The organism is Fibrobacter sp., assembly GCF_017545445.1.
GTDB lineage: Bacteria > Fibrobacterota > Fibrobacteria > Fibrobacterales > Fibrobacteraceae > Fibrobacter.
This window is the reverse complement of record NZ_JAFWOM010000168.1, coordinates 67,990-81,537: the sequence shown is the minus strand read 5'-3', so window position 1 is coordinate 81,537 and position 13,548 is coordinate 67,990. Positions and strand designations below refer to the sequence as shown.

The following is a 13,548-nucleotide window of genomic DNA, read 5'->3' as shown; positions in this document are numbered from 1 at the left end:
GCAAACAAAGTTTTTTTGAAAATTTTCAAAAAAACAGCCCACAGCCCTTGACACATTCATTCAATCTTTTTATATTTGGTTCGTTCGGTTGAAAAGCCTAACGAACCACTGGGGTGGTAGCTCAATTTTGGTTAGAGCACCGGCCTGTCACGCCGGAGGTTGCGAGTTCAAGCCTCGTCTATCCCGCGATAAAGCACTTCTCTTTGAGAAGTGCTTTTCGTTTATTGAACATTCCCCTTACCGTCATCCTGAACGGTGAAAGCCGTGAAGGATCCAGTTACATAAATCCTTTCCAACTCACAAAAAATTTTTCATTTTTTTTCACAAAAAACGGCGATTTCGGTTGACAACAACGTGAATATTTGTATATTTGGCTCGTAATCTTGAGGTTGTAGAAAATGTTAAATAAAAAGAATCTTATTCTTATTGGTGTTGGCATTTTGCTACTTTTCATTGGTTTTCTCTGCCTTGCCACTGGTCCGGCAGACAATCCAGTGAGTCTCTCGGTTGCACCGATTATCTTGACGATTGCATACGTTGTTGTGATTCCGCTTGGAATTCTTTTCAGCGACAAGAAGAAAGATAAGTAAAATTTTGGACGATTAGCTCAGCTGGTTCAGAGCGTCTGCCTTACAAGCAGAATGTCAGCGGTTCGAATCCGTTATCGTCCACTACCGAAAGTCGGAAACGATTTGGGGTGGTAGCTCAATTTTGGTTAGAGCACCGGCCTGTCACGCCGGAGGTTGCGAGTTCAAGCCTCGTCTATCCCGCGATAAAAGCCCTCTCACACTGAGAGGGCTTTTTCGTTTTCTATCAATCTTCGTCCGTCTTTATGCAGCGGACGCCATATTCATTGCGTTTATGTGCCGATTCAATCTGAAAGAGACCGCCATACCAAAATTTGACAAGATAAGCTTGATACGGGTTATTTTCGTCGGACGTCCAATAAACGCTTTTATTTGCTGAAGAATTATCATAAACACCAAAACCGAAAGCATCGTAAGTGCGGACGTCTTCAGAGCTCCAGTGCCCCCTCCTCACCAGGGCCTGCGCAATTTCAAAAGGATAATTAAATAAAATGTTTCTGTTCTTATTCGCAATACCGCTCGTGTTCGCCAGATCAAGGGAACCACCTAAATTCACTACAAGGTGATCCCAGTCTTTTAGATTCGGCACGCGCCACCCTTCGGGGCAAATACCCCTCACCCGACTAGTCGGCTTGCACATTGTCGTATCGAAACAACCTAGAGCATCGTCAGAATAGGCGCCCTCGGCATCCATAAGGAACGACCAACTATACTTTTGACCAATTTTTTTGCATACGGTATCCATTGTACTATTGCAACTATCGTCTGGGTTATATCTTAAGTCTTCGGTCATCCACCACTGGTCAAATATCTTCACCGTCTTGTATGTCTGGCCATCGCGTTCATCTTCGAGCGTCCCGTATTCACACACGTCATATGTCATGGTCTTGCAGGCAGCCACCTTGGATTTGCGGTACGGGTTCACAGTCGGTACAACAGGCTCCTCCAGGGTTGAATCCAGAACACACCGGACAGGGTGCTCATTACCAGCGAGAGCAGTGCACTTATTCCATTCAGATTTTGGATTCAGGTTAGCGTTGTACAACAAGCAATAAAGACGATAACCCGAATTATCGGCCTCGCCTCCCCACCATCTGTAATCTGGCGTTGGCACCGCCGAAAAACCGTAGTAGTCCCCTATGTAACCGTCTAAAAAGGGGCTCGCCGCATAAATTCCATTTCCAATTTCTAAAGTCAGGGAATCCATTTCCGACTTCGTCGGCAAGTGCCAGCCTGGCGGACAAATTCCCTGAATAGGGCTTTTCGCGATACAATCCTTAAACGACTCGCATGCCTTGCCGTCCCTTGTATATTTGCCCGCGCTGTCAATTACATCATACCCATAATAAATTCTACCGTACTTCGAACATGTAGTCGCAGGCCAAGATTCTTCTGTTTCAAAGTTTAGGTTCTGCGCCATCCAAGTATGCCCGCCAAGCGTGACCATCCTGTATTTCTGGCCGTCGCGCGGGTCGACGAATGTATTTTTATCCGTAAGGGGGCGACCCATCTGAGCACATTCAGCAGAATCGACGACTCTCAAGCTGGAACTATAGCCTAGATAACTGTTGGCGCTGGAACTGGAATTTACAGCCTCGGCAACAGGAGTCCATTCCCCATTTTTGCAGACATATATTTTCTTTTCGGATTCAACCTCTACTGAATCGCCATCCCTGGTTTCGGAACAAACCAGTAGGTCGGCATAAGTCTCGACACTTGAGCCTATTTCGAGCCTTTCCTGTTCGACCCGCTGTATAAAATCGTCATCTTCGCTACAGGCGACAAAGCCACACAGAACAGCAGCTACAAATAAATTCAAGCGCAAAAACATATTCCCCTCCACTATTCCTTTATGCAACGAATCGGATAGAACGACGTGTCAGATGCAGTCCAGCCTTCCATCAAACGTCTTTCATACGCATAAACGTATTCATGTTTGCCATTCGTTTCTGTCCAAAAAGCACCCTCGCTCCCGGAACCACCAAAAGGTTCCCACGAAAAACCAACCAAGTCTACACCATACCAAGACGACCAATTTGAAGTCTTTAAATAATATCCGGCACTATCCACATTGCCTAAGAAAGCCCCTCCCAAAATGGCAAAATCCCTCTGCGATGGGAGCTTCCATCCTTCTGGGCAAACAGAATCTTTTTCTCTGCAAGGGTAATGCATTCCATAAGTCGAACAACCAACAGTCGAATCGCCGGAACAAATACTTTCCGGAGACTTGTACCTGAGGTTTTCCGCCATCCACACCTGCCAACCGATGGAGACAGTCTTGTAGATATTGCTATCGCGCGAATCCGTAAAAGTGTCATATTTACAGGTATCTACATCATACCATTTGCAATAATCTACAAGCATCGAAGTTGTCGCAACAAATATCGAATCCAAAGATTTTACCACAGTGCTGCTCGAACTGTTTACTTTTGACGAAGAAGATTTCTTTCCAAAAGAACCGCCTTCCGAAGAAGAACTCTCGCCATCATCCGAACTGCCATCGCGCGACGAGGAAGATTTTGTCACCTTTTCATCAGTCGGATGCCATTTACCGTCTTCGCACACGAAAGCTTTTTCCCGTTCTGTCACATAAGCCGTTTCGTCTTGCCTTTCGTCAATGCAAACAGAAAGGTTGTCATAATACTTGACGACATAGTCGGTGCCGTACTCGTTTTCGCCACCATTAGCAAACGAATTGTCATCATCGCTACACGCAACAAAAAGCGAGAGGACTCCCAACAAGATACAAATTGAAGTAAAACGTTGTTTCAAGCAATCCTCCTTATACAATTATTACCTTACACACATAATCTAGATAAAATAAAGCGAAACATCAACCGACATTACCCAAACTTAGACATACAAAATTCAGCCCTTCAAAAAAACTTTTTACTTGCTGAACGAAATTTTTACAGTCTTTCACGATTTATAATAAACAAATATTCTTTTGACGTTTACTGCAATAATCTATATCTGGAATCCGAACGCGGCGTTCACATCAATGGTAAAGCCCTTATCCATCCTAAAGTAACCACCCTTGCGGTCGCCTTTAAAATCGCTTGTGAATGCATAACCGAGTCCGACATCCACAGAAACGGCAAAATGTCCCAAGAACCCTTCACCGCCGTTCAGAACTTTCTTCATCCCGACATTGAACATAAAGCCATACAGCCAGCCGTCAAAGTCGCCATCTTTCTCCGTCTCGATATGCAAATGACTCAGCAATAAACCAAGCTGCAAATACCGCCACCGATGACCACCAAGATTGTACCAACGGAAGCTTTCCTGCAAGCCAATATCGTAAATCTTGTAGTCATCATCCGAACGATCAACCCGCACAAAATGCGGCATCGTCATAAGCGACGACATTTCAAACAGATTCCATTCAAAAGTCAAGTTAAACGAAGGATAGTCCGTCAAACCGTTCGGAACTTTGACACCCGCCCAAAAATGCGAATATGGCACCAGAAAGTTAAACGGATGGATGTATATCGTAAACTTCGAATCCTTTACGGAATCATCGCCTGTTGCAGTCGTTGTGTCAGCCGTTTTTTCCTCCGGAACATCAGCAACAGGAGCGTCCTCATGAGCAGTCTCTTCGGGCTTCGCTTCAACTTCATCTTTTGATTTCTGCGAAGCTTTTGCCTTAGCCTTGGGCTTAGCCTTGTGAGCCGCTTTCGTCGGCTTTGACTTGGCCTCAGTCTTTGCTTCCTGCGATTCCTCTGATTTCACCTCGGATACCGTTGGAGCAGGTTCAGATTTAACCTCTGAAGTCGCATCAAAATTCACCGCGAAGGGGATTTCAGAAGCAGCATCATTATCCGCAATAGCACACACCGACAAAGCAAGCAATAAAAGGAAAGCTTTTTTCATACAATAGCAAAATTAGATAATTTATAGACCATTGGATTGTAAATTACTGTTTCAACCACCGCGATACATGAACGCCGTTCCATCCTAACGAATTGTGCTTGAAACCTCGCGCATACGAAACACCATAGCGGTTTCCATTAAACGAGAGCAACACAGCCACCGCAAAATCTGGGAACCGGTAAGATGTAGCGACCTCCAGAAATTTCCAACGGAAAGACGCCCCTACGTACAAATAATCGAAATCGCATTCCGAAAAAGCGGAAACAGACTCGTCCGAATTCCAATGGACTCCGACAATCGGCGAAAGATGCGAAACGCCTTCGTCCATGAACCCGCTTAACATTCCCGCCACGGCAATTTGATTCCAGCGATAGTCAACGGCCCACTTGAACCGGTGTCGCGTCCAGAACGCATCGCCAGGAACCCAATCCATATCGAGTCCGTAACTCATCCCGACCGCTAATTTCGCCCAAGATTTTGCAAACAAGAGTTCTGAATACAAATTCCGGTAAAGCGAATCCATCGACTGGTAAGCCGCAAAAGCTCCCACGCGGTAAGCATCGTTCCCGAATTCAAGCGAAAGACTCCATGAATAAACTTCGACTTCATCCATCCAGTAATAAGCAACTCCATACGCAGGTTCTGCATACCGTGCAGGTGTTGAATAGAACCCGCCAAGACCCTTCGGCGAAAGTCCGCCCGCCAACAGCGACGCAAAAGGAGCACGCCCTTCAGCCGCATTACATGGAGCATACGCCCCCAACAACACAGCAAGCAGCACAAAGCAACGCAAAAACCGTTTACGGACGAACAAGAATACCGACCACATTTTCGTACTCCCCCACGGACAAAGCGACATAACCCACACCTATTCCAAGATTTTCTTGCACAGGAACATAAACCCATTCATTAGACATCGAAGGCACAACGAATTTCCACACGCGACGCCCCGCAGAATCCAAAAGCGAAAGCGACACATCGTATTCCGACTCCACACGCACGCGAAGCGGTGTCCCTTTTTTCGAAACCACACGCGAAGAGAGTTTATACACAAGCGGTACTTTGTCCGTTAAAGGAATTTCTCGTCCTACGTCACTTTGCAAAAATCCCGGCGTAAATTCCCGGCGGTTCGTGAGCGGATTGAAGCCTGACGGACAAGCTACCGTACCCTTATTCCAATAAACACTATCTACAACGTCATTACGGAAGCAAAGGCGAAGCGAACCTTCTACGTTATTCAAAAAGCCAAGTGCCACTTGAATCATGCGGATATCGGGAATACCCAACGATTCTCTTAACGACAAAGTATCCTTACTGACGAGCACGGTCTGGTACGGCAAAATGGAATCGCCCGCACGGCCAAGCACTCCGCCACGGTCGCAAAAACGGAACGCATCTAGCGGGAGCGGATACGCGCTTGCATTGTAAAGCTCCACCCACTCCGGCATCGGTTCTTCGGGACAATGATGGATCTCAGTCATCTTCAGCGACTTCGCCCACTCCCCCGCCAATGTCAAAAGCGAGTCTTCTTTAACGCCAAGCTCGTATTCTGGGTCGCCCACCCCCATGGTCCCCGCCACAAAGACCCATTCATCCGTCAGCCCCACGCGCTGCATCGACTTGCCCGGCTTAGGCTGTGGAACCGTAACCGAATCCATGCACACACCCGACCAGACCTTCCAGACGGACTCCCTGGAATTCGGGAGCGACACCTTCCCCAGTGAGCCGCAAGCCAAGTCCTTGCGGGGTGGACACATGGACGAATCATGCACCAACAGCAAACGATCCGCATCAGGCCACTTGAACGCCAAAATTTCCTTGGATTCGAACCGCACAAAAAGCGAATCCGCACGGAACTGATTAGAACCATCCTCCAGACGGTCGTAATCGTCCAGACGAATTTCAACGTACTCGCCCTCCGCATCAGAAACATTTTTCGGATCTGGGAAAAGCTCCACAATCATCGGGCACGAATACGTTACCGAATACAACGCCAAACCGCAAAAAGCGGTCAGCAAACCACATTTTTTCATAACACCCTCCCGGGTGCCCCTCCAAGCATCAATAGCTATCAGGAATTAATCGACTTCATAGTCGTTAGGGAGAATATAAGGAAGAGGGTTGACCGGAACACCGTTCAGCCACACCTCGTAATGAAGATGTGGCCCGACAGATCGCCCGGTATTGCCCATATAGCCAAGAATTTGATAACGATGTACAAACTGGCCCGGAGTCACGGCGGACATCTGCATGTGCCCATAGCGGGTCTTGAAGCCGTTGCCATGATTCAGGACTACAAAATTCCCAAAAGAGGAACTCAGTTGGGAAATTTCAACCACGCCATCTGCCGGGGCGTAAATCGGAGTCCAACGGTCGTTGGCGATATCGATGCCCTGGTGCATCTTGCCCACTTCGCCAGTCACCGGATGGATGCGCGGACCGAAAGCGGATGCATAACGTCCGTGCGTAGGCGAAATAGACGGGATGTAGCGTAAAACCGAACGGCTCTGGTCAATGTACTTGGTCAGAGCGTCAAAAGACTTTTCATTATTCTGGATTTTGCCATAAATGCGCCAGACATCCTCGTGCATCTTGGCAGTACGTTCAAAAACAGGCGAACTCTTGCGCAAAAGCTGGACCACAGGTTCGATATGGCCGCCCGTCGATAGATTGCGAGAGGCTTCGTCCGGTAGCGGGAGTCCAAACTTTGCATGGAGCATCTTTTCTGCCTTGAAAAAATCACTCGAGTTTGCAGAAATATAATCCACAGTATTCTGGATTTGCGAAAGTTCCTTGTTCAATTTCTGGCGACTCGCAAACGCATGCTTCAAAACGCCGTCATAAACCGAGGTGGAAAGAACTTGTACTAAAAACAGGATGAATCCGATAATCATCACAATTCGCACAAAAAGCCACCCACGAAAGAGGAATGCGGGCACCCTAACAGTCAGCATCCGAGAAGACTTTTGAAAACGGATTGAGGCCTTGACGAAATTCATTTAAAGGAAATTTAAATAAACTCGTCTTAAATTGCAAAGGATTAATTCATTCTTTTTCATTACACATGCAAAAATAGGAATTTTTGGCCATTTTTACGGAATAAACAACCAAAATCAAATCCGTCTAAAAAATAGGATCCATACCCAAGCCGTCATCCTGAGGACCGAAGGGACGAAGGATCCAGTTATGTCTTGAATTGCAATAAAAAGTGACTGAATTCCGCACTTTGTTCGGAATGACGACGGACTTTTTGCGTCATGAACGGCGAGGACGCCCGTGTACATTTTTTCTTCTCCTGTCACCCCGGCTTTATGCCGGGGCCGGCTTACACGGTTCATTTATCCAAACTACACTGGATTGTCAAAGTCTATGAACTTGGACGGAATTGAAAGTTCTTTCTCGATTTTTTCAGCCAAAGCGCGTACACCGAAAGTTTCTGTCCTATGATGCCCGCACGAAGCCAAATTGACACCGTTTTCCTGACAATAAATAGGCACTTCTTCCTTGATGCTCCCCGTGATAAAGGCATCACACTTCATTTCCATAGCATCCTTGATTCCGGAAATGCCGCAACTGCCGCTGCAAATGGCGACTCGCGTAATCTTTTCGGCACCATAGAAGAAACTATGCTGCACGCCATGCGGAAACGCCGTGTTCAAGCAGTCCAAAAATTCTTCACGCGTTGCAGGAGTGTTCCATTCAGCAATGACACCGACAGCCCTTAGCCCTTCTTTCAAAAATTCATGAACAGGATTCAACCCTAGGCTTTTAGCAATCATGGCGTTGTTGCCAATTTCACGATGGCCATCAAGCGGCAGATGGAAGCCGAACACGGAAATGCCATTACGCATAAGTTTAGCAAGACGTTCTCCAAACTTCCCCACCGGGAGCTGGCTTTCACCCTGCCAAAAGCCGTTCGGATGATGCACCACGATGCAGTCCGCCTTTTCTTCAATAGCGGCATCAATCAACTGGTCACGCAGACTCACGCCCGTAACAATTCGAGTTACTTTATCATTCGCTTCGACACATAGACCGTTTACGCAGTAATCCTTGAATGATTTCGGTTCAAGCAAGTCGTCAAACCACGCCACCATGAAAGGTAAATCCATATTTTCTCCTTGTTAATTAGAATATTCCGACTTCATAATTAGAATATTTCGACTTCACGTCAGAAATTGCGCTCCACCATCCAACCTGTTATCACTGGCTATAAGAAATATAAATACATAATTTTTTTTTACAACTTTAAAATGCATTTTGGGGCATAAAAAAGCATTCCAGAGTGTAATAGCGTTGTCACAATCTATGCATTTAACTAAATTTACGCATAGATTGAAATTAAAAGTTTTACTATAGGAGCCCATAATGGCACATTATCTTTTTACCTCTGAATCCGTTTCTAAAGGCCACCCGGACAAGGTTGCCGACCAGATTTCCGACTCCATCCTCGACGCTTGCCTCGCCCAAGACCCGAACAGCCGCGTCGCTTGCGAAACACTCGTGAACACGGGACTCGTCGTCATCAGCGGCGAACTCACGACCAAGGCCGTTGTCGATTTCCAGGAAGTTGCACGTAATACAATCAAGAACATCGGTTACGTGAACCCCGACCTCCAGTTCGACTACAAGGGCTGCGCAGTGCTCGTCGCAATGGACAAGCAATCCCCGGATATCGCTCAGGGCGTTGACGCCAAGGCCGCCGAAGGCAAGGACACCGACGAACAAGGCGCTGGCGACCAGGGCATGATGTTCGGTTACGCTTGTGACGACACCAAGGAATTGATGCCGCTCCCGATCAGCCTCGCCCACAAGCTCATGGCCAAAATCCAGGAACTCCGCGAAAAAGGCAAAATCAAGTGGCTCCGCCCGGACGCCAAGTCCCAAGTCACCGTCGAATACGACGAAAAGGACCGTCCGGTTCGCGTACACAATGTCGTCATCTCCACCCAGCACGACGAATTCGTGAACGGCAAGCCGCTCAAGCACTCCGTCATCAAGAAGACCATCTATGAAGAACTCATCAAGAAGGTCATTCCGGCAAAGCTCTTGGACAAGAAGACCGAAATTCTCGTGAACCCGACCGGCAAGTTCGTTGTCGGCGGCCCGCATGGCGACTGCGGCCTCACTGGTCGTAAGATCATCGTCGATACCTACGGCGGCATGGGCCGTCACGGCGGTGGCGCATTCAGCGGCAAGGACCCGTCCAAGGTCGATCGCAGCGGCGCATACGCAGCCCGTTACGTTGCCAAGAACATTGTCGCAGCAGGACTTGCCCGTCGTTGCGAAGTTCAGGTTGCATACGCTATCGGTTATCCGAGACCGGTCTCCGTCCTCGTGAACACGTTTGGCACCGGCAAGATCGACGACCGCAAGATCGAAGCTCTCGTTCCGCAGTTCTTCGACCTCTCTCCGGCAGGCATCGAAAAGATGCTCGACCTCCGCAAGCCTGGCTACGTGCAGACAGCCGCCCTCGGTCACTTTGGTCGCACCGGCGACCGCTTCACGTGGGAAAAGACCGACAAGGCCGAAGCTTTGAAAGAAGCCGCTGCACAGATTTAATGGCCGTTTAAATCTTTTGCAGTAAAAGCATTAATTTGTTCTTTCAATCCCCGGCCATAAAAAAATTGTGCCGGGGGTTGTTTTTTAAGATTTTACTTTCATAATCTCATATAAACTAAAATCTATTAAATAGCATCGTTTATATTAGAATAAAAGCCGTTGGAATAAGAGACTTTGGAATATGCAAAAAATGGAATATGAAATCAGAAAAAATTTTGATTTATATCACATTTTTTTGTAAATTAAAAACATAAAGGGTTTATAGAAAGAAGGGTTAGGATTATGCAAGTCGCCATCGATAAAGATATTTACCAAAAAGCAGAGTCTTGCGCCAAACGCAAAGGCGTGAATCTCAATGTTGCCATCGAGATGTTTTTGATCAATTTCATTGATTCTAATACATACTCCGAGTACAACGACGTACCCGATGATATTTTCAGTTTGTTGAGTCCAAGCAGCACCGTCTAAAACAATTTCAAAAAACTATACATGCATGTATAGCATACACATTGGAACCATCCGCCTTGCGGATGGTTTTCTGTTTATACAAAAAAACATCCGCTTCATCAGAAGCGGACATTTAAATTCAATTTGGATTAGAACCGAATTATCGTTTCAAAAAACGCAGAGAGCCTAGCGAGAGCAAAACAAAAAGTCTGCCTCGTTTGAAGCAGACCTAACATTCCGAATTTGGATTAGAATCGAGCTAACGATTCAAAAAACGTAGAGAGCCTAGCGAGAGCAAAACAAAAAGTCTGCTTCGTTGGAAGCAGACCTAACATTCCGAATTTGGATTAGAACCTAGTGAGACAAGGCGCGAGCCCCCGTAGCGTACAAAGCGTACGTGAGGGGGCGAGTAACGCCGTATCACGACGGTTATAATTCAAATTAGCCGAGAGTGACTTCGACCTTGTGCACACCCTTCGTAAAGACCGGAGCGACGTTGGAATCGATTTCCTGACCGTCAACAACCATCTTTGCAACGCCCTTGCAGACGTGGTTCGGGTTCTTCACCGTGATCTGGTAAGTTGCACCACGGAACTTACGGGTAGCTTCGAAGCCAGCCCATGCGCTCGGGATGCAAGGATCGACAACGAGGCCGTCGAAGCTTGCACGGATACCGATGATGAACTGCGTTGCAGCCTGGTACGTCCAGGAGCTCGTACCGGAGAGCCATGCGTTACGGCCCATACCGAACTGCTTGTGTTCGTCACCGAGGATGTTCTGCGGATAGCAATACGGTTCAGATTCGAAGATGTCGAGGATGCCATTCTTGGAAGCCGGGTTGATCTGGCAGTAGTATTCGAAAGCCTTGTCGCCACGACCGAGAATCGTTTCGGCAATCATCACCCACGGGTTCGTGTGGAGGAAGATACCGCCATTTTCCTTTGCTCCAGGAGGATAGGTGGAGATGCCACCGACAGCCGGTTCAAAGCCACGGTAACCCGGAGTAGAGCTCTTCACGCCGTACTTGGTATTGAGGAGCTTGTTCAAGCTGTCCATGCCCTGCACAGCGCGGTCGCCGAATGCAATGCCGGAGATGACCGGCCAAGACTGGCCGTTGCAGTAAATCTTGCCGTACTTGGCAGAAGAAACGCCGTAGCCGTTTCCGTCCTTGTCGAACCAACGAGTCCACCACTTGCCGTCCCAAGCGCTGTCGTTGAATGCCTTCTTGACATCTTCGTACCAGCCCTTGTACATTTCAACGGCTTCCTTGTCGCCGAGAGCTTCTTCAATGCCCATCATTTCGAGCAAAGCCTTTGCGTACAAAGCAGTGTTGAACGTAGATTCTGCACCGAGCGGGAGGTTCATGCAGTCGTTCCAGTCAGCAAAGCCGAGGAGCGGAAGACCGTGCTTGCCGAGGTGTTCGCGAGAGAACTTGAGAGAACGCTTCAAGTGTTCGAGGACAGTGCCCTTTTCACGCTGAGCGCGCTTCTTGCCAGCTTCGTAGAACGGAATTTCCTCGTTGAGGAGTTCCATCTTGCCAGTTTCTCTGAGGTAGTTAGCAACAGTGAGAACAATCCAGAGGTGGTCATCGCCGTACCAGTCTGCGTAAGCCGGGTTGCCATTTTCATCAAGCACACCCTTCTTTTCGCGGGAGTCGCCGGCGTTAGCTTCGTTGCCGTTATCTTCTTCGAGAGCAAGCGGAGCGTACTGGTGCATGGCGTTACCTTCCGGGCGCTGCACGGAGAGGAGGTTCTTCGTAAGAACGAGAGCTTCTTCCGGCATGTGGCTCATGACGCCCGTGAGGTCCTGGCTGGAGTCACGGTAACCGATACCGCGGCTGGTGCCGTAGCCCAACTGATAGAGGGACAGGTAGCGGCTCCAGTTCTTGGTGGTGTGGCACTGGCGCGGGTTGTGCACGTTCACCATGGAGTTGAATGCAGCATCCGGAGTGTTCACCTGGATTGTAGAGAGATAGTTTTCCCAGAACTTTGCGAGTTCTTCGAAAGCCTTATCGACGTTCTTGAGATCGCGGTACTTCTTGATAGCCTTGGCTGCAACCTTGAGACTCTGTTCCTGACCGAGCTGGGTGCAGGTGCGGAACGTCTTCTTCGCAGCGATCTTGCCAGCGTGGATCATGAGAGCGGCAATGTTGTCGCCACGGTCGCATTCGCTGTTAGCAAGTTCTTTGTTCTGGAGGCTGAGCGGATTTGCCCAGGAGCCCATTTCGTTCTGGCCGAGGAACACGCGGCGGTCGCCATCGAAGCTACCGACCTTGCAGTCAGCTGTAACGTAGTTCACAGCGTAGTCACGCTTCATGTAAGCGTACTGTTCCAAAACGACGTGGCCGTCCTTTTCCCAGTGGCCCTTGAGGGTCATGGTCTGCGGAACCCAGTCGGCGTTCGTGAGCTGCTTTTCAGCTTCGAAGTGGCTGAATTCATAAACCGGGATAATATCGACTTCCTTGGCACCACCGGCGATGTTGGTCACCTGGATGTCCTGGAGGAGAGTGTTGGAGCCCGTCGGGACGAAAATCGTGACCTGCACGCGGAGGCCGAAAGCTTCGGCAATCCAACGCATGTAGGAAAGACCCACGTGGCATTCCCACTTGTCGAGTTTGACGAGAGTCGGAACGTAGAACGGGGAGAAAATCTTGTAGTTCTTGCCATCCTTGATACGGATGTAGATAGTGCTGGCCTTGAAGTCAGAGCACGGCATCTGTGCAATGTACTTGGTGATACGGTTGAGAGCCGGGTCGCCTTTGCAAACGAGAGTGCCGCCGGTCGTATCGACGATACCGCCGAAATTGAGAGTACCGACGTAGTTGCACCACTTGATCGGGGTTGCCGGGGTGGTGAGCACGTATTCTTTTGCAGCGTCATCAAAGTAGCCATACTTCGGGGCAGCGACCTTAGCGGTCTTCTTAGCCGGAGCCTTCTTTGCAGCGCTCTTCTTCACTGTTTTTGTAGCCATTTTATCTCCGTTAGAGAGGGGGTGTAAAAAATGATTAGTGGTTGGTGATTAATGGTTAGTAACCATCATCAAAAACCGTTAAAACTTTTGCGAGGTAAATTTAGAAATA

The 13,548-nt window shown here is 48.3% G+C and carries 11 protein-coding genes and 3 tRNA genes; 6 read left to right on the top strand and 8 right to left on the bottom strand.

The window, feature by feature from the left end; genetic code table 11:
* Nucleotides 1-110 precede the first annotated feature (110 nt).
* The 4 genes from IKG78_RS19440 (at nucleotide 111) to IKG78_RS19425 (ending at nucleotide 770) form a co-directional block, all read left to right on the top strand.
* Nucleotides 111-186: transfer RNA gene (locus IKG78_RS19440), tRNA-Asp, on the top strand.
* A 212-nt stretch (nucleotides 187-398) separates the two neighbouring features.
* On the top strand, nucleotides 399-590 hold the full coding sequence (locus IKG78_RS19435; protein ID WP_290946986.1) for a hypothetical protein: 192 nt from the start codon (nucleotides 399-401) through the stop codon (nucleotides 588-590).
* A gap of 6 nt (nucleotides 591-596) precedes the next feature.
* Nucleotides 597-671 (top strand) — tRNA-Val (locus IKG78_RS19430).
* Between the two features lie 23 nt (nucleotides 672-694).
* Nucleotides 695-770 (top strand) — tRNA-Asp (locus IKG78_RS19425).
* 43 nt (nucleotides 771-813) lie between these two features.
* Here IKG78_RS19425 and IKG78_RS19420 read toward each other — a convergent pair.
* The 7 genes from IKG78_RS19420 to IKG78_RS19390 all read right to left on the bottom strand — a co-directional run bounded on the left by IKG78_RS19420 (nucleotide 814) and on the right by IKG78_RS19390 (nucleotide 8,572).
* Nucleotides 814-2,418, bottom strand: coding sequence for an FISUMP domain-containing protein (locus IKG78_RS19420; protein WP_290946984.1), 1,605 nt, complete (start codon nucleotides 2,416-2,418; stop codon nucleotides 814-816).
* Between the two features lie 11 nt (nucleotides 2,419-2,429).
* A complete protein-coding gene (locus IKG78_RS19415) occupies nucleotides 2,430-3,359 on the bottom strand; it encodes an FISUMP domain-containing protein (RefSeq protein ID WP_290946982.1) in 930 nt (309 codons plus the stop codon).
* Nucleotides 3,360-3,554: 195 nt separating this feature from the next.
* Nucleotides 3,555-4,460: a hypothetical protein gene (locus IKG78_RS19410; protein ID WP_290946980.1), complete on the bottom strand. Its 906-nt coding sequence runs from the start codon at nucleotides 4,458-4,460 to the stop codon at nucleotides 3,555-3,557.
* Between the two features lie 43 nt (nucleotides 4,461-4,503).
* On the bottom strand, nucleotides 4,504-5,289 hold the full coding sequence (locus tag IKG78_RS19405) for a hypothetical protein (RefSeq protein WP_290946978.1): 786 nt from the start codon (nucleotides 5,287-5,289) through the stop codon (nucleotides 4,504-4,506).
* Nucleotides 5,261-6,493, bottom strand: a complete 1,233-nt coding sequence (locus tag IKG78_RS19400; RefSeq protein WP_290946977.1) for a lamin tail domain-containing protein — start codon at nucleotides 6,491-6,493, stop codon at nucleotides 5,261-5,263. Before IKG78_RS19400 ends, IKG78_RS19405 begins: the two co-directional genes overlap by 29 nt.
* A gap of 45 nt (nucleotides 6,494-6,538) precedes the next feature.
* Nucleotides 6,539-7,354, bottom strand: coding sequence for a M23 family metallopeptidase (locus IKG78_RS19395; protein WP_290946975.1), 816 nt, complete (start codon nucleotides 7,352-7,354; stop codon nucleotides 6,539-6,541).
* Nucleotides 7,355-7,807: 453 nt separating this feature from the next.
* The gene (locus IKG78_RS19390) at nucleotides 7,808-8,572 is read right to left on the bottom strand and encodes a Nif3-like dinuclear metal center hexameric protein (RefSeq protein WP_290946972.1); all 765 of its coding nucleotides are present in this window, start codon (nucleotides 8,570-8,572) and stop codon (nucleotides 7,808-7,810) included.
* 253 nt (nucleotides 8,573-8,825) lie between these two features.
* Between IKG78_RS19390 and metK the strand changes: the two genes are divergently transcribed.
* Both metK and IKG78_RS19380 read left to right on the top strand, forming a co-directional pair.
* Nucleotides 8,826-10,022: a methionine adenosyltransferase gene (gene metK / locus IKG78_RS19385; RefSeq protein ID WP_366075916.1), complete on the top strand. Its 1,197-nt coding sequence runs from the start codon at nucleotides 8,826-8,828 to the stop codon at nucleotides 10,020-10,022.
* Between the two features lie 282 nt (nucleotides 10,023-10,304).
* Nucleotides 10,305-10,490, top strand: coding sequence for a hypothetical protein (locus tag IKG78_RS19380; RefSeq protein ID WP_290946968.1), 186 nt, complete (start codon nucleotides 10,305-10,307; stop codon nucleotides 10,488-10,490).
* A 420-nt stretch (nucleotides 10,491-10,910) separates the two neighbouring features.
* On the opposite strand, the gene IKG78_RS19375 is transcribed toward IKG78_RS19380, so the two are convergent.
* On the bottom strand, nucleotides 10,911-13,439 hold the full coding sequence (locus IKG78_RS19375; protein ID WP_290946966.1) for a glycosyl transferase: 2,529 nt from the start codon (nucleotides 13,437-13,439) through the stop codon (nucleotides 10,911-10,913).
* Nucleotides 13,440-13,548 lie beyond the last annotated feature (109 nt).